General features: G+C 56.5%; 20 protein-coding genes. 18 read left to right on the top strand and 2 right to left on the bottom strand.

Features of this window, described 5'->3' with window-relative positions:
* The first annotated feature begins 2 nt into the window (after positions 1 to 2).
* The 12 genes from mdcC (at position 3) to DBR37_RS03860 (ending at position 9,690) form a co-directional block, all read left to right on the top strand.
* Positions 3 to 317: a malonate decarboxylase acyl carrier protein gene (gene mdcC / locus DBR37_RS03805; RefSeq protein WP_124573007.1), complete on the top strand. Its 315-nt coding sequence runs from the start codon at positions 3 to 5 to the stop codon at positions 315 to 317.
* Complete coding sequence (locus DBR37_RS03810; protein ID WP_124573009.1) at positions 314 to 1,213, top strand: biotin-independent malonate decarboxylase subunit beta; 900 nt, start codon at positions 314 to 316, stop codon at positions 1,211 to 1,213. Before mdcC ends, DBR37_RS03810 begins: the two co-directional genes overlap by 4 nt.
* On the top strand, positions 1,206 to 1,907 hold the full coding sequence (locus tag DBR37_RS03815) for a biotin-independent malonate decarboxylase subunit gamma (RefSeq protein ID WP_124573011.1): 702 nt from the start codon (positions 1,206 to 1,208) through the stop codon (positions 1,905 to 1,907). The genes DBR37_RS03810 and DBR37_RS03815 overlap by 8 nt, the downstream gene beginning before the upstream one ends.
* A gap of 11 nt (positions 1,908 to 1,918) precedes the next feature.
* Complete coding sequence (mdcG, locus tag DBR37_RS03820) at positions 1,919 to 2,605, top strand: malonate decarboxylase holo-[acyl-carrier-protein] synthase (RefSeq protein WP_158610222.1); 687 nt, start codon at positions 1,919 to 1,921, stop codon at positions 2,603 to 2,605.
* Complete coding sequence (gene mdcB / locus DBR37_RS03825; RefSeq protein ID WP_124573016.1) at positions 2,596 to 3,453, top strand: triphosphoribosyl-dephospho-CoA synthase MdcB; 858 nt, start codon at positions 2,596 to 2,598, stop codon at positions 3,451 to 3,453. Before mdcG ends, mdcB begins: the two co-directional genes overlap by 10 nt.
* Positions 3,450 to 4,364 (top strand): ACP S-malonyltransferase, encoded by a 915-nt coding sequence (locus tag DBR37_RS03830; RefSeq protein ID WP_124573018.1) that lies wholly within the window; start codon positions 3,450 to 3,452, stop codon positions 4,362 to 4,364. The genes mdcB and DBR37_RS03830 overlap by 4 nt, the downstream gene beginning before the upstream one ends.
* 26 nt (positions 4,365 to 4,390) lie before the next feature.
* On the top strand, positions 4,391 to 5,167 hold the full coding sequence (locus DBR37_RS03835) for a GntR family transcriptional regulator (RefSeq protein ID WP_124573020.1): 777 nt from the start codon (positions 4,391 to 4,393) through the stop codon (positions 5,165 to 5,167).
* A 166-nt stretch (positions 5,168 to 5,333) separates the two neighbouring features.
* Positions 5,334 to 5,732 (top strand): gamma-glutamylcyclotransferase family protein, encoded by a 399-nt coding sequence (locus DBR37_RS03840; RefSeq protein WP_124573022.1) that lies wholly within the window; start codon positions 5,334 to 5,336, stop codon positions 5,730 to 5,732.
* Between the two features lie 77 nt (positions 5,733 to 5,809).
* Positions 5,810 to 7,543 (top strand): arginine--tRNA ligase, encoded by a 1,734-nt coding sequence (gene argS / locus DBR37_RS03845; protein ID WP_124573024.1) that lies wholly within the window; start codon positions 5,810 to 5,812, stop codon positions 7,541 to 7,543.
* A 10-nt stretch (positions 7,544 to 7,553) separates the two neighbouring features.
* Positions 7,554 to 8,135 (top strand): SPOR domain-containing protein, encoded by a 582-nt coding sequence (locus DBR37_RS03850; RefSeq protein WP_124573026.1) that lies wholly within the window; start codon positions 7,554 to 7,556, stop codon positions 8,133 to 8,135.
* 14 nt (positions 8,136 to 8,149) lie between these two features.
* On the top strand, positions 8,150 to 8,809 hold the full coding sequence (locus DBR37_RS03855) for a thiol:disulfide interchange protein DsbA/DsbL (RefSeq protein ID WP_124573028.1): 660 nt from the start codon (positions 8,150 to 8,152) through the stop codon (positions 8,807 to 8,809).
* Positions 8,810 to 8,895: 86 nt separating this feature from the next.
* Positions 8,896 to 9,690, top strand: coding sequence for an SDR family oxidoreductase (locus DBR37_RS03860; protein ID WP_124573030.1), 795 nt, complete (start codon positions 8,896 to 8,898; stop codon positions 9,688 to 9,690).
* 5 nt (positions 9,691 to 9,695) lie between these two features.
* Here the strand turns inward: DBR37_RS03860 and DBR37_RS03865 are convergent, their stop codons facing one another.
* Together DBR37_RS03865 and DBR37_RS03870 are read right to left on the bottom strand one after the other, a co-directional pair.
* Entirely contained in the window at positions 9,696 to 10,286 is a 591-nt protein-coding gene (locus tag DBR37_RS03865; RefSeq protein ID WP_124573031.1) for an NYN domain-containing protein, read from the bottom strand.
* A 107-nt stretch (positions 10,287 to 10,393) separates the two neighbouring features.
* On the bottom strand, positions 10,394 to 11,458 hold the full coding sequence (locus DBR37_RS03870) for an MBL fold metallo-hydrolase (protein WP_124573033.1): 1,065 nt from the start codon (positions 11,456 to 11,458) through the stop codon (positions 10,394 to 10,396).
* Positions 11,459 to 11,592: 134 nt separating this feature from the next.
* Between DBR37_RS03870 and DBR37_RS03875 the strand changes: the two genes are divergently transcribed.
* The 6 genes from DBR37_RS03875 to DBR37_RS03900 all read left to right on the top strand — a co-directional run bounded on the left by DBR37_RS03875 (position 11,593) and on the right by DBR37_RS03900 (position 17,332).
* Positions 11,593 to 11,979, top strand: coding sequence for a YchJ family protein (locus DBR37_RS03875; RefSeq protein ID WP_124573035.1), 387 nt, complete (start codon positions 11,593 to 11,595; stop codon positions 11,977 to 11,979).
* 25 nt (positions 11,980 to 12,004) lie between these two features.
* Positions 12,005 to 13,363 (top strand): adenosylmethionine--8-amino-7-oxononanoate transaminase, encoded by a 1,359-nt coding sequence (gene bioA / locus DBR37_RS03880; protein ID WP_124573037.1) that lies wholly within the window; start codon positions 12,005 to 12,007, stop codon positions 13,361 to 13,363.
* A complete protein-coding gene (gene bioF / locus DBR37_RS03885; protein ID WP_124573039.1) occupies positions 13,360 to 14,544 on the top strand; it encodes an 8-amino-7-oxononanoate synthase in 1,185 nt (394 codons plus the stop codon). Before bioA ends, bioF begins: the two co-directional genes overlap by 4 nt.
* 2 nt (positions 14,545 to 14,546) lie before the next feature.
* Entirely contained in the window at positions 14,547 to 15,257 is a 711-nt protein-coding gene (gene bioD, locus DBR37_RS03890) for a dethiobiotin synthase (protein WP_124573041.1), read from the top strand.
* A 42-nt stretch (positions 15,258 to 15,299) separates the two neighbouring features.
* Positions 15,300 to 16,319 (top strand): biotin synthase BioB, encoded by a 1,020-nt coding sequence (bioB, locus tag DBR37_RS03895; RefSeq protein WP_124573043.1) that lies wholly within the window; start codon positions 15,300 to 15,302, stop codon positions 16,317 to 16,319.
* An 83-nt stretch (positions 16,320 to 16,402) separates the two neighbouring features.
* Positions 16,403 to 17,332: a hydroxymethylglutaryl-CoA lyase gene (locus DBR37_RS03900; protein WP_124573045.1), complete on the top strand. Its 930-nt coding sequence runs from the start codon at positions 16,403 to 16,405 to the stop codon at positions 17,330 to 17,332.
* Positions 17,333 to 17,383: the final 51 nt, after the last annotated feature.

The following is a 17,383-nucleotide window of genomic DNA, read 5'->3' on the forward strand; positions in this document are numbered from 1 at the left end:
CCATGCAAACACTTGAATTTGAAGTTGGTCCTTGTGACCACCCTGATCGCAATATAGGCAGCGGCCTGGTCGGTGTCGTCGGTTCCGGCAACCTTGAAGTGCTGTTTGAACCGGCAGAGCTGAACGATAAAGTGAAGTTCATCATCGCAACCTCGGTACATGGTTTCGATGAAACCTGGCGTGCAGTCACGCGTACCTGCGCCGAACGCTATCGCCTGGCTAATCTGGTCATCACCATCAATGATGCGGGTGCAACTCCGGCCGTCGTCAGTCTGCGCCTGATGCAGGCAGTCGAAGAATTCAGGGGGAACGCATGAGCGGCGCACATAAGAGCTTCCTCGAACGGACTGCACGCCAGCGCATCGCCGACTTGCTGGATGCAAACAGCTTCGCAGAAATCCTGCCGCCGGCAGAACGTCATTTCAGCCCGCATTTGCCGGTACTCGGTCAGCCCGTCGCATTTGATGACGGCATCGTGATTGGCTCCGGTTTGCTGAGTGGTGCCAAGGTTCTGATCGCAGCGCAAGAGCCGGCATTTATGGGTGGCTCGGTGGGCGAGATCCACGGTGCGAAGCTGACAGGCTTGCTGGAACGCGCAGTAGAACAGCGTCCGGCTGCTGTATTGCTGTTGCTCGATACCGGTGGCGTACGTTTGCATGAAGCGAATGCGGGCTTGATCGCTATCTCTGAAATTCAGCGCGCCGTATTTGAAGTCAGGCACGCCGGTATCCCGGTCATCGTGATGATAGGCGGCTCCAATGGTTGCTATGGCGGCATAGGCATCGTCGCCAAATGCTGTGATCACATGATCATCTCGGAAGAAGGTCGCCTGTCCGTCTCCGGCCCTGAAGTCATAGAAGCGGCGAAAGGTGTGGAAGAATTCGACGCCCGTGATCGCGCGCTGGTGTGGCGCACCATGGGTGGCAAGCATCGTTACCTGATGGGTGATGCCGACCTGATCGTGCCGGATGATGTTGCTGCGTTCCGTGATGCAGCGATCAGCCTGCTCGGCGCATCGCGCCCGCTCACGCTGGAAAGCGTCACGCAGGAACACGCAGCCTTGCAGAATCGTATGCAGCGTTTCTCTGATTGCGCCGATGCGACGCAAATCTGGCAGGCGCTGGGCGTGGCGGATGCGAAGAATGTGCCGCTGGCCGAGATACCCGAGTTCCTGGAAATGAGCGCACACGTGCGGAGGGAAGAACATGCTTGAGTGGAAAGAATTATGTGACCAGCTGTTCCCGCAAGGGCATACGGTCGAGGCCAGTGGTCAGGTACTGACCGGACAGGGACGCGCAGGCGATGCAACGGTCGCGGTAGTCGGCACGCTGGATCATGCTGCTATCGGCGTCGACATCGCGTTGCAATTGTCCGAGGCCGTGATCGCCATCATGAACGATCAGCCGCGCATGCCCATCCTGATGCTGGTCGATACACAGGGACAGCAGCTGTCGCGCCGTGATGAATTATTAGGCAACAGCCCGTTCCTCGCGCATCTGGCGAAATGTTTTGCCGTAGCGCGCACGCGTGGTCATCAATTACTGAGCGTGGTGTACAGCGAAGCAGTCAGTGGTGGCTTCCTCTCGCTCGGCATGATCGCGGATGAAACTTATGCCGTGCCCGGTGCACAGATACGCGTGATGGCGCTGCCTGCAATGTCGCGCATCACCAAGCTGCCGCTGGAAGAACTGGAAGCCTTGTGTCGTACTTCGCCTATCCTCGGTCCGGGTGCGCATAACTTCGTCGCTCTTGGTGCGGTCGAAGAAATCTGGGAAGGCCCGCTGGAGCAATGTTTGCTGACGGCGCTGGCAAAGAAAAACAAACTGGATCTGCGCCGCGAACTGGGTGCCAGTCGTGGTGGTCGCACTGGCGCTGCACGGGTAGCGCAATTGGTGCGTGCACACTGACGGAGCCTCACATGATCGCGCCGCAATCATCGTCATTCTTCTACAAGCGCCATGCGCGGGTCTGGCTGAACTGGCCGGAAGCTGCTGAATGTATGCATGTACAGGATGGCGTGCAAGCTGCTGCGATACACCAGCATGCGGCGCGTGGTTTGCCCTTCGTCGCGCGTAGTCGCCAGCCCGGTGAGCGGCCCGACATGGTGCAGCTCGGCTTGCGCCTGCCGCGCACGACGGATCAGCGTTCACTGGCATTTTGCGTGCCGGCCTCGGTGGTGCGTGAAGCAAGTGATGCGCTGAGTTTGTCGGAGGCATTGCTGCAGCAAACGCCGTTGCCGAACGGCTGGTATGACACGCTGATGCATCTGCAGACAGATGCGCTGAAGTTGGGACTGAATTTACGCATCTACGGCTCGCTGGCCTGGCAATGTGTGACCGGTACACCTTACCTGGCAGATAACTCGGATGTCGATTTGCTGCTGGCACCGGCTACGCTGGAACAGGCACATGCCGGTTTACGCTTGCTGGATGCGGTGGAAAAAGAAGGTCGCGTACGACTCGATGGTGAAATGATATTTCCGGATGGTCGTGCCGTCGCATGGAAAGAATTACTGGCGCATACCCGACTGGTCATGGTCAAGAGTAACGAAGGCGTTGCATTGGCAACGCTGGAATCAGTATGGAAGCAATCGGCATGGCATTGATCGCAAGCGCAGCACATCCACTCCGCACGCAACAGGTTGCGCGGGCAGCGGTGCGCGCGCTGTATGACGAGATGTGCCTGTATCCGAAACCGGGACTGGTCAGCAAAACGGATAACGGCAGTCACGATGATATGCAGGCAGCCACCTTTATCAAAAGCCTGTTCAGCCTGCGTCATTACTTCGCGGCGATTTATCAGGCGGGTACCCGTGATGCCGACTTTGCCGAACTCACGCACCTGGGCCGCGCAGCAGAAGTGGCCATGTTGCGTGCGACTGCAGGTGTGAACACGCATCGCGGTGCGATCTTCAACCTGGGCTTGTTGTGCGCAGCATTGGGCAAAGCGGATGCTGCCGCGTTGCCTCATGCCGACCTGGCGCAAATCGTGATCGATAGCTGGGGTGCCGACATCAAGCTGGCAGACAGCAAGGACATGAGTTCCAGTCACGGCAACCTGGTGTGCCGCAAGTACGCGGTCGGCGGTGCACGCGGTGAAGCAGCGGCTGGCTTCCCGCATGTCTTCAAGATAGGCTTGCCGACGCTGGCGGCTATTCATCAGGTCGGCGGTAGTGTGATGGCTGCACGTTGCCAGGCCTTCTTCGCCATCATGGCGGCGCTGGAAGATACCAATCTGTTGCACAGGGCCGGTGCGGATGGCTTGCACTATGCACGCACGTCAGCGATTTCTTTTTTGGCTGAAGGTGGCGTGTTCGCGATGAACTGGTTGCAACGCGCGCAGTACATCCATCATGCTTTTGTTGCGCGCCGTTTGAGTCCGGGTGGTTCGGCTGATTTGCTGGCGGCAACCCTGTTCGTCGCAGCGGTGACGGAACGGGCGGTAGTGATATGAGCGGCCTGGCAATAGCTTGTCCGGGGCAGGGTGCGCAGCATCCGAAGATGTTTGACCTCGCGCTGCAATCGGAGGCAGCACGTGAATGGCTGGCGACATATTCTGCGACGACTGGAGTGGATGTAGTTGCGCTGGCCGCCAGCGGTGAGAATTTATTCAGCAACCGCAATGCGCAATTGCTGATCTGCGGTGCGGAGATCGCAACCTGGACCGCATTGCAGGAACGCCTGCCGCAACCGGAAGTATTTATCGGTTACAGCGTGGGTGAACTGGCCGCATATGGCTGTGCCGGTGCGTGGAACGTCAGGGAGCTGGGCTTGCTGGTGCCGCAGCGTGCATTGCTGATGGATCAGGTTGCACCGGCGCATGCAGGCATGCTGGCAGTGAAAGGACTGTCGGCCACCGCACGGGATGACATCTGCAAACGCTATAGTCTGGAGCTGGCCATCATCAATGCAGATGATCACTTTGTGCTGGGTGGTGTGCGGCAGAATATAGACCTGGCGGCAGCGGAAATCACGGCTGCAGGTCATTGGTGCAAGGCGCTGGATGTGGCTATTCCTTCGCATACATCGGTGATGCGGGCTGCAGTACCGCCCTTCCGGCATTTATTGAAAAGTACGCCTGCCCGCATGCTGAAAGCACCGGTGCTGGCGGGCATCAATGGCCTGGCTGGAGCCGAAGCGACAATAGCCGATACCTTGTCGGCGCAGATCGCCGAGCCGGTACGCTGGCAGGATTGCATGGAGACGACGCTGGAACGCGGTGTCACTGTCGTACTGGAACTCGGGCCCGGCCGTGCGCTGAGTCGTATGTTTGATGAACTGGGCGCGACGGTGGAGGCGCGCTCGGCAGAAGATTTTCGTACCCTGGACGGTATCGTCAAATGGGTAGAGACCAGGCTAGCCTGAACATAGAAATACAGAGAATAATATTTATGGCGACTAACCGCATTGCAGTCAAACCAGTATCCATCGGGCCTGAGCTTACGCCGACCCGTCTACCCTTACCCTCGCCGCGACCATCCGTCGCGAGCTCGTCTGAACGCGCCTACCTGCGCATAGAGGAAGCCATCGTCACGATGGAAATCCCGCCGGGCACCGATGTGAACGAAGCTTTTCTCAGCGACGTCGCCGGCTTTGGCCGCACGCCGGTACGGGAAGCAGTGCGCAAGCTGTGCTTTGAGCATTTGCTGGTGGTGAAACCCAAGCGCGGTATCTTTGTGACCGAAGTCGATCCGGTTGCGCAACTGCGTCTGCTGGAAGTGCGTCGTGAAATAGACCGGCTGGTGTTCCAGCATGCCGCCCGGCGCGCCACGCCCGAGCAGCGTCGCCAGTTCGCGCTGCTGGGTGAAAACTTCCGCCGTGCTTCGCTGACGAATGACAAGATGCTCTTTATCCGCAACGATAAAGAGTTCAATGAACTGTGCCTCAACTGCGCACGCAATGAATTCCTTACCGACAGCCTGCGTTCCATCCAGGGCTTGTCACGGCGTTTCTGGTTTTGCCATTACAACAGCTTCGATTACCTGTCGGTCACGGCCTTGCTGCATGCCGGGGTGGCGGAAGCGATTGCCTATGGCAATGTGAACCTGGTGAGCGAGGCGACCGAACGCCTGGTCGATAGTGCGGAAGCGCTGGCGCGTAAAGTGGCGGCACAGCAAGGCGTGCTGGATGAGCATGACGCCATCGCGGCTGATCCGTCCGCGCATTAAGTATTCAGTCATTGCTTAGTCAGGCAGGCCATGCGGATTAGTCGCATGACCTGCTTTTTCATTTCTCTCCCGCTGTCACACTGCCTTAGGGCACTTCCCTTAGAATATCTGGTCGAAAGTCGGCGGCATATCCTGCCCGCGTAACTGTTCTGCCCTATTCGCCCCTATGCATATATTTACCTACGGCTCGCTGATGTTTCCGCAAATCTGGCAGCGCGTCGTGCGCGGCAATTACCTTACGGCAACAGCAACGCTCAGCGGTCACGCCCGCTATGCGCTGGCCGACGATACCTATCCCGGCATGGTGGCGCAGGCTGATGCAGTGGTGGAAGGCGTACTTTATTATGATGTTACGCCGCAGGACGTGGCCGCGCTGGATCAGTTTGAGGGTAGCGAATATCGCCGCCAGAACGTGAATGTTGTAATAAAATCAGGCGAAACCGTGATAGCGTGTACTTACATCTTTTTGGCTGAACAACGTCTTTCCGGCTTGCCGTGGGAGCCGCAGGCTTTCCGGATGTCGCGTTTCATAGGGACGTATTGCAGCGACAAAATGGGCGGATGAGGGCTGGCTAGCCAGTATAATTCCGTCTACGTTTATTCCAATTCAATATTCGGTCTTGTACCGTCAGAAACAACTCCATGCTCGCAGCACAAAAACAACGCCTCACCGAACTCTTCCAAGCCGCCGTCGCACCGTTGGTGGCCGGTACCGATTTGCAGCCGAACATCACGCTGGAACGCCCGCGCGATCCCAGCCACGGCGACGTCGCCTGCAACCTGGCGATGCAAATTGCCAAGCCGCTCAAGAAAAATCCACGCGAAGTAGCGCAGGCGCTGGTCGCCGCCCTGCTTGATAACCCTGCAAATCGTGACCTGATTGAATCGGCTGACATCGCCGGTCCGGGCTTCATCAACCTGCGCCTGACCGCAGCGTCGCGCCAGGCTGTGGTGAAAACCGTCTTGCAGCAAGGTGCCGGGTTCGGCAAAAGCAATCTGGGCAATGACAAAAAAGTCATCATCGAATTCGTCTCCGCCAACCCGACTGGTCCGCTGCACGTCGGCCATGGTCGCCAGGGTGCATTGGGCGATGCGATGTCTTCGCTGTTCCAGGCGCAAGGCTATGACGTCACCCGTGAGTTCTATTACAACGACGCTGGTGTACAGATCGCTACCCTGGCCACTTCGGTGCAGGCACGCGGCAAGGGTTTGAAACCGGGCGTCGAAGGCTGGCCGGAATCGGCCTACAACGGCGACTATATCCAGGACATCGCGAACGACTTCCTGGCGAAGAAAACAGTCTCGGCCAGCAATGGCGAGCCAGTTACCGCCAGCGGCGACATCAACGACATCGAATCGATACGTCAATTCTCCGTGACCTATCTGCGTCGCGAGCAGGATCTGGACTTGCAGGCCTTCGGCGTCAAGTTCGACAACTACTACCTCGAGTCTTCGCTCTATGCTGACGGCAAAGTAGAAAAAACCGTGGAAGCGCTGATCAAGGCCGACAAGACCTACGAACAGGATGGCGCGCTGTGGTTGCGCACCACTGACTACCGCGATGACAAAGATCGCGTGATGAAAAAATCCGACGGTACCTACACCTACTTCGTACCGGACGTCGCTTATCACACCGTCAAATGGCAGCGTGGCTTTACGCAAGCGATCAACGTCCAGGGCAGTGATCACCACGGCACCATCGCACGTGTGCGCGCTGGCCTGCAGGCACTCGACATCGGCATCCCGCAAGGCTATCCCGACTACGTGCTGCACAAAATGGTCACCGTCATGCGTAACGGCGAGGAAGTAAAAATTTCCAAGCGCGCCGGTTCCTATGTCACCTTGCGCGACCTGATCGAATGGTCGAATGGCGAAACCGCTGAAGGCGAAACACGCGACCTGACCCGTGGCCGCGATGCGGTGCGTTTCTTCCTCATCTCGCGCAAGGCCGATACCGAATTCGTATTCGACGTCGATATCGCATTGACCCAGGGCGACGAAAACCCGGTCTACTACGTGCAGTACGCGCATGCACGTATCTGCTCGGTACTCGCACAATGGATCGATGGTGATGAAGCCAGTCTGACGAATGTAGACCTGTCGCCGCTGACCGCACCGCGCGAAGCAGCGCTGCTGGCCAAGCTCGCCGAATATCCGGAAACCCTGCAAAAAGCACTGGAAGAACTCGGCCCGCATCAGGTCGCTTTCTACCTGCGTGACTTAGCAGGCGAATTACATAGCTACTACAATGCAGAACGTGTATTGGTAGATGATGAAGCACTGAAGATGGCGCGTATCGCCCTCATGAGTGCAACACGACAAGTATTGCGTAACGGCCTGGCCCTGATCGGTGTGTCTGCGCCGGCACGCATGTAACAGGATATTTATGACTAAAGATTTAAAAAAACAGGCTGGCGGTACCTTGCTCGGCCTCATCCTCGGCCTGATTATCGGTTTGGGTATAGCGGTCGGTGTGGCGCTGATGATTTCCAAAACGCCGCTGCCGTTCACCAACAAAACCGGGGCGCAACCGGAACGTTCGACGCAGCTGCCGCCAGCGACCAACGACCTGTCCGATCCGAACAAGCCTTTGTACGGCAAGAAGCAGCCTAAGCCAGCAGAAACCACTGAGCCGGCAACACCTGTTGCGCCAGTCGTAGACAAATCGACACTGGCCAAGGAAAAAGCCCAGGCCAAGGTGGAAGCTGCAGCCAAGGCTGAAAGCGATGAGAAATGGATTTACTATCTGCAGGCTGGCGCGTTCCGTGAACGTGCCGATGCAGAAAACATGAAGGCAAAACTGGCATTATTAGGTTTCGAAGCAAGCGTCTCTGCCTATCAGGCCGATACCGGTGCATTGCACCGTGTGCGTATCGGTCCGTTCGGCCAATTGGAAACAATGAACCGAGTGCGTGGCAAGCTGTCTGATAACGGCGTCGATGTTGCAGTGGTGCGCATCGGCAAATAACTGAAAGGGATCACATGCGTTTTATTCAACACCTGTTGGCTGTCGCAAGTCTGAGTTTGTTTGCCGCGACCGCCGGCGCTTCGCCGACCGCTCCGGTCAATGGCACCGATTACCGTACACTGGAAAAAGCCCAGCAAGTCGACAGCGGCAAGAAAGTCGAAGTCACCGAATTCTTCTGGTACTCCTGCCCACATTGCAGCGCGCTGGAACCATCGCTCGAAGCATGGGTGAAAAAGCAAGGCGATAAAATCAACTTCAAGCGTGTACCAGTTGCCTTCCGCGACTCCTTCATCCCGCAACAAAAGCTCTACTACACGCTGGAAGCACTGGGCTGGGTTAACTCCCTGCACGGCAAAGTATTCCGTGCCATCCACGTAGAGCGTCAACCGCTGGATACCGACAAGCAAATCGCTGACTTCATCGCCAAGCAAGGCGTAGACACGAAGAAATTCGCCGAAACCTACAACTCTTTCGGCATTCAGTCCAAAGTACAGCGCGCAACCCAACTGCAAGGCGCGTACAAGGTTGACGGCGTACCGATGATCGCAATCGATGGCCGTTACATCACCTCGCCATCCATCGTCGGCGCATCGCTGGGCAACCGACCGGAAGCCATCTTGCACGAAGCTACCCTGCAAGTCATGGACTGGCTGGTTACCAAATCGGCAAAGTAAATTTATAGTGCTGAGTACTCAGCACATCGCAGCATGAGTAAAATCCGCAACTCGCAAGATTGCGGATTTTTTATTGGGGAACGTCCATGACAACAAACCGGCAACGCGTATTCATCACAGGTGCATCCAGCGGACTGGGTGCAGCGCTGGCGCGTAAATACGCAGAGCAAGGTGCAGTGCTGGGGCTGGTGGCGCGGCGTCGCGAAATGCTGCAGCAACTGGTAGCGGCTTTGCCGCACGCAGCTGATCATCAGATCTATGCGTTGGATGTCAACGATCATGCTGCGCTGACAGAAGCTGCGACTGCCTTCATCGCGCACGCGCAAGGCATAGACATCGTCATTGCGAACGCAGGCATCTCGCGCGGGACGCTGACCGAGTATGCGGAAGATCTGCAAGTTTTTGAGCAAGTGTTTGCGACCAACGTCACAGCGACGGTGGCGACCTTCTCACCCTTCATTGCGACCATGCAGGCACAGGCTGCGGCCGGACATACTGCTTGCCGTCTGGTCGGTATAGGCAGCGTGGCAGGCATACGTGGCTTGCCGGGTGCGGGTGCTTACAGTGCGTCGAAGTCGGCTGTCATCAGCTACTGCGAATCGCTGCGGGTGGAGTTGAAGAAGTCAGGGATCAAGGTGGTGACGATAGCACCTGGTTACATCGATACACCTATGACGCAAGTGAATGATTACGCGATGCCCTTCTTGATGCCGGTGGAGAAGTTTGCTGAAGTCGCTACTGCCACTATAGCTGCGGGCTGCAGCTATCGGGTGATTCCTTGGCAGATGGGAGTGGTGGCTAAGGTGCTTAGGTTGTTGCCTAACTGGGCTTATGATTTTTTGTTTGCTAATGCGCCTAGGAAGGCGCGTAAAACTTCTTAGGTAAACTAATACGATGTGGGAATTGACTTAAAGAAGATGGTATCTAAATCTATGAACTCGTCAGCTGCAAACCTAAGATTTTTATTCAAACCTTTCGAGAATGCTGCGAGTAGGATTTGTTTGCCATGTTTTCCAGCTTCTTCAACTAAAGGTAGGAAGTCGCCATCGCCACTGAATAGTATTAATACATCCGTTTTTCTATCTGCAGTCGCATGACGCATCATATCAACAGTCAGATTGATATCGACGCTTTTCGATTTTGCACCTTTGTGTTCCTTTTTAAAGACGCGTGGACACAGATATCCAGCACTGAGTACCTCTAGTGTTGGGTGCGTTATATCTGAATTGTATTCGTAGCAAATATCACAAATACTTCTTTTTAAGTTGTCCACTTTGGGCTCATCACCAACTACGGTCTGGTAATAAGATATGCGAATATAGTCAAATATATGTCGGGTGGTCATCTCGGGGTGCCAAACAATTTGGCCCGGAAAATGAATAACATCGTCGCGAGGAACTGCGCCATTCTTTACCATGTCTTCATAGCGATAAACTAGGTTCTCACCGTCTGCGAAACCCATTACTTTGAGTGCCATGTGACCTCTTCTATTTTTTTATTGAGTAAAACAGCGAGCTGATTGGGCTTGCATTCGTAAGCAGTTATATTTTGTCTCGTTGTACTTCAATTTTCCTCACTAACGCCTTAATAAACCTGAAACCGAATCACCCCATCCTCACCAATAATCCGCTTCAACATCCCATCCTTCCACAGCTTGTGCAAATGCGCGAGCGCCTCACCTAGGGCGAAACTCAGTTGATGTGAATCCAGCTTGCGTACAAACATAATCGGCACGATGTCCGCTGCCGATTGTGGTGTGACGCAGGCTTTCAATACTTCTTCCAGTCGCGCTGCATGGTGGTCAAACAATTGCTGGATGCGCGTATGCAAGCCACGGAAAGGTTTGCCGTGTGATGGCAGTACCAGCGTGTCTTCCGGCAGGTCTTTGTATTTCAGCAGCGAGTCCAGGTATTGCTGTACCGGATTCGATTCTGGTTCTACCGCGAATACCGAGACGTTGGTCGAGATACGCGGCAGCACCATGTCGCCGGAGATTAATAAGTTGAGGTCTGCGCAGTACAGTGCCGCATGTTCCGGTGCGTGGCCGAAGCCGGTGATGACGCGCCAGGCGTGATCGCCTATGCGGAAGCTTTGCTGGTCATGCATGCGTATGTATGAAGTCGGCACGCTAGGTACCAGCGTCGGGTAGTAGCTGCGGCGGCCTTCCAGCTCGGCCAGCATTTGCGGATCAGCCAGGCCATGACGTTTGAAGAACGGGAACATCGAGGTGCCGTCCGCGCCGGGCAAGGCGGCGGACATCATGCGGGCGAAGGTGTATTCACCTGTTGTCATCCACAGCGGCACCTTCCAGCGACTGCAGATCCAGTCGGCCAGGCCGACGTGATCGGGGTGGCAGTGGGTGGCGATGACGCGCACTATCGGCAAGCCTTCAAGTTGCGTGGCGAAGATGGTTTCCCAGGCGGCGCAGGTGGCGTCGTTGGAGATACCGCAGTCGATCACGGTCCAGCCGCGTACCTTGCCATTTTCACCTTCGTATTCATCGACCAGCAGCCACAGGTTGATGTGGTTGAGGGCGAAGGGCAGGCCCATGCGTAGCCACTTGATGCCGGGCATTACCTCGAATGTGCTGCCAACGTCTGGCAACGTGTCGTCAAATGGATAGGCTAGTTGTGCTTCAAGCAAATTCATCGCGGTCCCGTATCAAGCCAATAAGATTCACATTCCCGGTAGGCGCGCCTACAATAGCCGACGGAAATGCATGACGTCATTCTACGGTGTTCGTTCGGATTACGTCATTGCAACTTGAACAAGCAGGACAGAAGATGGCAAAAACAATCACGACCGCTTGCCCCTGCGGCCAAGGCGATTACGCGACGTGCTGCAAGCCGTATCACGACGGCACGCCCGCGCCGACTGCCGAAGCGCTGATGCGCTCGCGCTACAGCGCGTATGCCCTGGGCCTGATGCACTATGTGCATGCAACCTGGCACGCATCGACACGGCCGCCACTGACCGATTTTGTGCATGATGCCGCCACCAAATGGCTGGGGCTGGAAGTGCGCCAGTTTGTACCCGGGCAGGATGAGGCAACGGTTGAGTTTGTCGCGCGTTCGAAGAGCGGTGGCCGTGCGCAGCGCTTGCACGAGATCAGCCGCTTCGTACGCGAAGACGGACGCTGGTTTTATATAGACGGCGTCTTCCCCGAATAAATTATTGCAGAGAGGCAGACACTCAATGGTGGATGCAATTAATAAAGCGCCGCATAAGGATAACGATCTGGTCGCGCGCAGCCTGCGTAGCGTCTGGCATCCATGTACCCAGATGCAGCATCACGAAACCCTGCCACTGGTGCCGGTCAGCCACGGTCGCGGTGCATGGCTGTACGACAGCGATGGTCAGCGTTATCTGGATGCGATCAGTTCCTGGTGGGTCAATATGTTTGGCCACGCCAATCCGCGCATCAATAGCGCGCTGCGTTCCCAGCTCGATATGCTGGAACATGCCATGCTGGCTGGCTTCACGCATGAGCCTGTGGTGCAGTTATCGGAACAATTGTCGGCGCGTACCGGTCATGCTTTGGGTCACTGCTTCTATGCATCGGATGGTGCATCGGCGGTAGAGATCGCGCTGAAGATGAGCTTCCACTCGTGGCGCAACAATGGCTTTGCTGACAAGCGTGAATTCGTTTGCCTGAAAGGCAGCTATCACGGTGAAACCATAGGCGCGCTGGCAGTAACGGATGTGCCTATTTTCCGTGATGCCTACGACTCCATGCTGCAGCATGCGCATGTGGTGATGAGCCCGGATGCACGTGCTGCACGCGACGGAGAAACCGCTGCCGATGTGGCACGTCGTGCTGCCGCTGCACTGGAAACGCTGTTGCAGGAACGTGGCAAACATATTGCTGCCCTCATCGTCGAGCCGCTGGTGCAATGTGCTACCGGTATGGCGATGTATGACCCGGTTTATCTGCAGGAAGTACGCGTACTGTGCGACAAGTACCAGGTGCATCTGATCGCGGATGAGATCGCGGTGGGCTGTGGTCGTACCGGTACTTTCTTCGCTTGCGAGCAGGCGGCGATCTGGCCTGATTTCCTGTGTTTGTCCAAAGGTATTAGCGGTGGTTACCTGCCGCTGTCGCTGGTGATGACACGTGATGACATCTATCAGTCCTTCTATCACGGTGATGTGACGCGCGGCTTCCTGCATTCGCATTCCTATACCGGTAATCCTCTGGCTTGCCGTGCTGCACTGGCGACATTGGCGATCTTTGAAGAAGATGATGTGATTAATGCCAATCGCATCAAAGCGGCACGCTTGACCGAAGCGCTGGAGCCGCTGGCAGCGCATCCGCAAGTCAGCAATTTCCGCCAACGCGGCATGATCTGGGCTTTCGATGCGGTGATAGCTGATGCAGATGCAGCGGCAACTTTCTCGCGCCGCTTCTTCACGACTGCGCTCGAGCATGAATTATTGCTGCGCCCTATCGGTAACACCGTGTACCTGATGCCGCCCTACATCCTGAGCAATGAAGAAATTGATGGACTGGCAGCGCGTACGCAAACCGTTTTTGCAAAGGTCATGCGGGTATGAGTAAGCTGATCGCAGGACTGGAACAACAACTCGCGCAAATCGATGCGCAAAGTCTGCGTCGGCGTCGTCGCATTACCGAGTCGCCATGCGCGCCACGGGTGCAGCTTGATGGTCGTGACATGCTGGCATTCTGCAGCAATGATTATCTCGGCCTGGCGGCGCATCCGCGCATCGTGAATGCCTTGCAGGAAGGTGCCAGCCTGTATGGTGCCGGTAGCGGTGCTTCGCATCTGATCAGTGGTCACAGCCGAGCGCATGCCGAGCTGGAAGAGCGCCTGGCAGAGTTCGTCGCGCCGCAGATTGCCGATGCGCGCGCACTGTATTTCTGCACTGGCTATATGGCGAATATCGCCATCCTCAGCGCCTTGTCCGGCAGCGGTGCCGACCTGTTTTCTGAATCACTGAATCATGCGTCGCTGATAGATGGCGCACGTTTGTCGCGCGCCAATGTGCAGGTTTATCCGCACGGCGACCTCACCCGACTTGCCAGCCTGCTGGCGGCGAGTACTGCCAGTAACAAGATGGTGGTGACCGATAGCGTGTTCAGCATGGATGGCGATCTCGCTGACTTGCCGCAGTTATTGGCTTTATGCGAACAGCATGATGCATGGCTGGTAGTCGATGATGCGCATGGTTTTGGCGTGCTCGGTGAGCATGGTCGCGGTGTGCTGGAACACTATGCATTGAGCTCGCCCAACCTGGTGTATATGGGGACGCTAGGCAAGGCAGCCGGTGTGGCCGGTGCATTCGTCGCCGCCCACAAGAGCGTGATCGAATGGCTGGTGCAACGTGCGCGGCCATATATCTACACCACCGCGGCGCCACCAGCGATTGCGCATGCCTTGCTGACCAGCCTGGATATCATAGAAGGTGCGGAAGGCAGCGAACGGCGTGCACACCTGCAAACACTAATCGCGCAATGGCGCGGTGCGTTGCAGCCGCAACGCTGGCAGGCGCTGGCGTCGGATACCGCGATCCAGCCTGTCATCATCGGTGCCAACGATGAGGCGATGAAGATCGCCGCCGCTTTATATGAACAAGGTTTGTGGGTACCGGCGATCCGGCCGCCTACCGTGCCTGCCAATACGGCGCGCCTGCGCGTGACCTTGTCGGCGGCGCATACTGCGGCTGAAGTGACGCGATTGGTCGAGGCGCTGCAGCAACTGGAACTCCGAGGATAAAAATGGCTGCTACTTTTAATTGTTTTGTGACCGGAACCGATACCGAAATCGGTAAAACCATGATTTCCACCGCCTTGTTACATGCCCTGGTGCAACAAGGGGTGCGGGCGGCGGCGATCAAAAGTGTGGCGGCCGGCGCCACGCCAATTCAGACAAGTGAGGGTCAGGTCTGGCACAATGACGACGCTGACGCGCTGGCGCAGGCTGCAAATGTGGTTTTGCCGCGCGAATTGGCGACGCCGTATTTGCTGAATGAAGCCTGCGCGCCGCACGTTTCTGCGGAGTTGCAAGGCGTTGCTATAGATATCGCGCATATTAAGAGCTGTTATGCGCAGGTGCGTGAGATGGCGGATGCGGTGGTGGTCGAGGGCGTAGGCGGTTTTCGCGTGCCTTTGTCTGATCATGCGGATACTGCGGATTTAGCCCAGGAACTGGCTTTGCCCGTCATAATGGTGGTCGGGCTGCGGCTGGGATGCCTGAATCATGCTTTATTGACCGCCGATGCGATTGCTGCACGCGGCCTGAAGCTGGTCGGCTGGGTGGCAAATACAGTAGATGCCGCCATGCCGTTTGCCGAGGATAATGTCGAAGCATTACGCGCGCGTTTGTCCGCGCCGCTGCTGGGTTGTGTGCCGCGCTTGTCGGCACCGCTGCCCGCCGCTGCTGCTTCGTATCTGGATTTTTCGTGTTTGCCGAACTGGCCTCAGGCCTGATCTGGCGAATACCCGATTTAAATTTTAGTCAGGAGTTTTTCGATGTCGTCGCAACCAGTAACATTCCAAGAGCCTGTAAAGCCTATCGTTCCTACTGCCTGGCCAGTGGACGATGTGCTGGCCTTGTTCAACCTGCCGTTCAATGAATTGATGTTCCGTGCACAAACCGTGCATCGTGAAAACTTCGATCCGACCGAAGTTGAGTTGGCGACCCTGTTGTCGATCAAAACCGGCGGCTGCCCTGAAGATTGCGGCTACTGCCCGCAAGCTGCGCGCTACGACACCGGCGTGACCGCACAAAAAATCCTGCCGCTGGAAGAAGTCCTGACCGCTGCGCGTGAAGCCAAGGCACACGGCGCAACCCGTTTCTGCATGGGTGCAGCATGGCGCGAACCGAAAGACCGCGATCTGGAAAAAGTCGAAGAGATGGTGCGTGAAGTGAAGGCCATGGGCCTGGAAACGTGCGCTACGCTCGGCATGCTGGGCGAAGGCCAGGCAGAGAAACTGAAAAACGCCGGTCTCGATTACTACAACCACAATCTGGACACCGCGCCCGAGTTTTACTCGAACGTGATCTCGACCCGTGATTACCAGAATCGTATCGACACGCTGGGTCGTGTGCGCGGTGCCGGTATCAAAGTCTGCTGCGGCGGTATCGTCGGCATGGGTGAATCGCGTCTGCAACGCGCCGGCCTGATCGCGCAATTGTGCAATATGGATCCTTACCCTGAATCAGTACCGGTGAATAACCTGGTGCAGGTTGAAGGTACGCCTTTGCACGGTACTGAAGCGATCGATCCGCTGGAGTTCGTGCGTACCGTTGCGGTCGCGCGTATCACCATGCCTAAAGCACGTGTACGTTTGTCCGCAGGTCGTCGCGAAATGGGTGAAGCGATCCAGGCACTGTGCTTTGTCGCTGGTGCAAACTCGATTTTCTACGGCGACAAATTGCTGACTACCGGTAATCCTGAAGCGATGGCTGATCAGGACTTGCTGGAAAAACTCGGCATGCATACCCGCAGCACCGCTATCGATGCGCGCTGCGATGTAACGCCGTCGTAATTAGTAACTTTTGAAATTGATGCGGCCGGTTGATACTTTCGACCGGCCGTTTTTCCTTCCACCGCCAAGTTGAGGTTCCTCAATTGAATCTTGCCCAGCCACTGCCAGCATCCGTCAAAATTATCGAGGTCGGGCCGCGCGACGGTTTGCAGAATGAAGCACAAACCATCAGCGCCGAGACCAAGATAGAACTGGTGAACCGTTTATCGCAAGCAGGCTTTGCGAACGTCGAAGCCGCATCCTTTGTGTCGCCGAAGTGGGTGCCGCAGATGGCGACTTCATCCGAAGTGATGGCGGGCATTACACGACGCCCGGGTACGCTGTACTCGGCGCTGGTGCCGAATATGAAGGGCTTCGAAGCGGCGCTGGCGGCAGGCGTCGATGAAGTGGTGATCTTTGCCGCGGCATCGGAAGCTTTTTCGCAAAAGAATATCAATTGTTCTATCGCCGAATCAATCGCCCGTTTCCGTGATGTCGCGCAGGCGGCCAAGCAACATAATCTGCGCTTGCGTGGTGCCTTGAGCTGCGCTTTCGGTTGCCCGTATCAGGGCGAGGTGACAGCTGATAGCGTGGCCGATGTGGTGCGCCAGTTGCGTGAACTGGGCTGTGATGAAATCGATATTGCCGACACCATAGGCGTGGCCACACCACGGCATGTACAAACAGTGATGCAGCGTGCGATAGAGGAATTCCCTATCGACCGTTTGTCCGGTCACTTCCACGACACCTACGGCCAGGCGCTGGCGAATATTTATGCGAGCCTGGAAGTCGGCATCACGATTTATCACGCATCAGTGGCAGGCCTCGGCGGTTGTCCTTATGCCCAAGGCGCGACCGGTAATGTGGCGACGGAAGATGTGCTGTACATGATGCGGGGGCTGGGCATAGAGACCGGTATCGATTTCGATATGGTGGTCGATGCCGGGCAATTCATTTCCAACAAACTGGGACGCAAGGCTGTCAGTCGCGCCGGTAATGCGATCGCGGCCACGCGCGGAGCAAGTTGCGGCTAGGCCTGTTTCAGGCCGGGCAATAAAAAACGGGATGCAGCCAGGGCTGACATC

The organism is Herminiimonas sp. KBW02, assembly GCF_003852535.1.
Classification (GTDB): Bacteria; Pseudomonadota; Gammaproteobacteria; order Burkholderiales; family Burkholderiaceae_D; genus Oxalicibacterium.

What these genes read in the sequence shown, in the direction of transcription:
- mdcC (WP_124573007.1), top strand. Translation starts at nt 3, where the DNA reads ATGCAAACACTTGAATTTGAAGTTGGTCCTTGTGACCACCCTGATCGC.
- DBR37_RS03810 (WP_124573009.1), top strand. Translation starts at nt 314, where the DNA reads ATGAGCGGCGCACATAAGAGCTTCCTCGAACGGACTGCACGCCAGCGC.
- DBR37_RS03815 (WP_124573011.1), top strand. Translation starts at nt 1,206, where the DNA reads ATGCTTGAGTGGAAAGAATTATGTGACCAGCTGTTCCCGCAAGGGCAT.
- mdcG (WP_158610222.1), top strand. Translation starts at nt 1,919, where the DNA reads ATGATCGCGCCGCAATCATCGTCATTCTTCTACAAGCGCCATGCGCGG.
- mdcB (WP_124573016.1), top strand. Translation starts at nt 2,596, where the DNA reads ATGGCATTGATCGCAAGCGCAGCACATCCACTCCGCACGCAACAGGTT.
- DBR37_RS03830 (WP_124573018.1), top strand. Translation starts at nt 3,450, where the DNA reads ATGAGCGGCCTGGCAATAGCTTGTCCGGGGCAGGGTGCGCAGCATCCG.
- DBR37_RS03835 (WP_124573020.1), top strand. Translation starts at nt 4,391, where the DNA reads ATGGCGACTAACCGCATTGCAGTCAAACCAGTATCCATCGGGCCTGAG.
- DBR37_RS03840 (WP_124573022.1), top strand. Translation starts at nt 5,334, where the DNA reads ATGCATATATTTACCTACGGCTCGCTGATGTTTCCGCAAATCTGGCAG.
- argS (WP_124573024.1), top strand. Translation starts at nt 5,810, where the DNA reads ATGCTCGCAGCACAAAAACAACGCCTCACCGAACTCTTCCAAGCCGCC.
- DBR37_RS03850 (WP_124573026.1), top strand. Translation starts at nt 7,554, where the DNA reads ATGACTAAAGATTTAAAAAAACAGGCTGGCGGTACCTTGCTCGGCCTC.
- DBR37_RS03855 (WP_124573028.1), top strand. Translation starts at nt 8,150, where the DNA reads ATGCGTTTTATTCAACACCTGTTGGCTGTCGCAAGTCTGAGTTTGTTT.
- DBR37_RS03860 (WP_124573030.1), top strand. Translation starts at nt 8,896, where the DNA reads ATGACAACAAACCGGCAACGCGTATTCATCACAGGTGCATCCAGCGGA.
- DBR37_RS03865 (WP_124573031.1), bottom strand. Translation starts at nt 10,286, where the DNA reads ATGGCACTCAAAGTAATGGGTTTCGCAGACGGTGAGAACCTAGTTTAT.
- DBR37_RS03870 (WP_124573033.1), bottom strand. Translation starts at nt 11,458, where the DNA reads ATGAATTTGCTTGAAGCACAACTAGCCTATCCATTTGACGACACGTTG.
- DBR37_RS03875 (WP_124573035.1), top strand. Translation starts at nt 11,593, where the DNA reads ATGGCAAAAACAATCACGACCGCTTGCCCCTGCGGCCAAGGCGATTAC.
- bioA (WP_124573037.1), top strand. Translation starts at nt 12,005, where the DNA reads ATGGTGGATGCAATTAATAAAGCGCCGCATAAGGATAACGATCTGGTC.
- bioF (WP_124573039.1), top strand. Translation starts at nt 13,360, where the DNA reads ATGAGTAAGCTGATCGCAGGACTGGAACAACAACTCGCGCAAATCGAT.
- bioD (WP_124573041.1), top strand. Translation starts at nt 14,547, where the DNA reads ATGGCTGCTACTTTTAATTGTTTTGTGACCGGAACCGATACCGAAATC.
- bioB (WP_124573043.1), top strand. Translation starts at nt 15,300, where the DNA reads ATGTCGTCGCAACCAGTAACATTCCAAGAGCCTGTAAAGCCTATCGTT.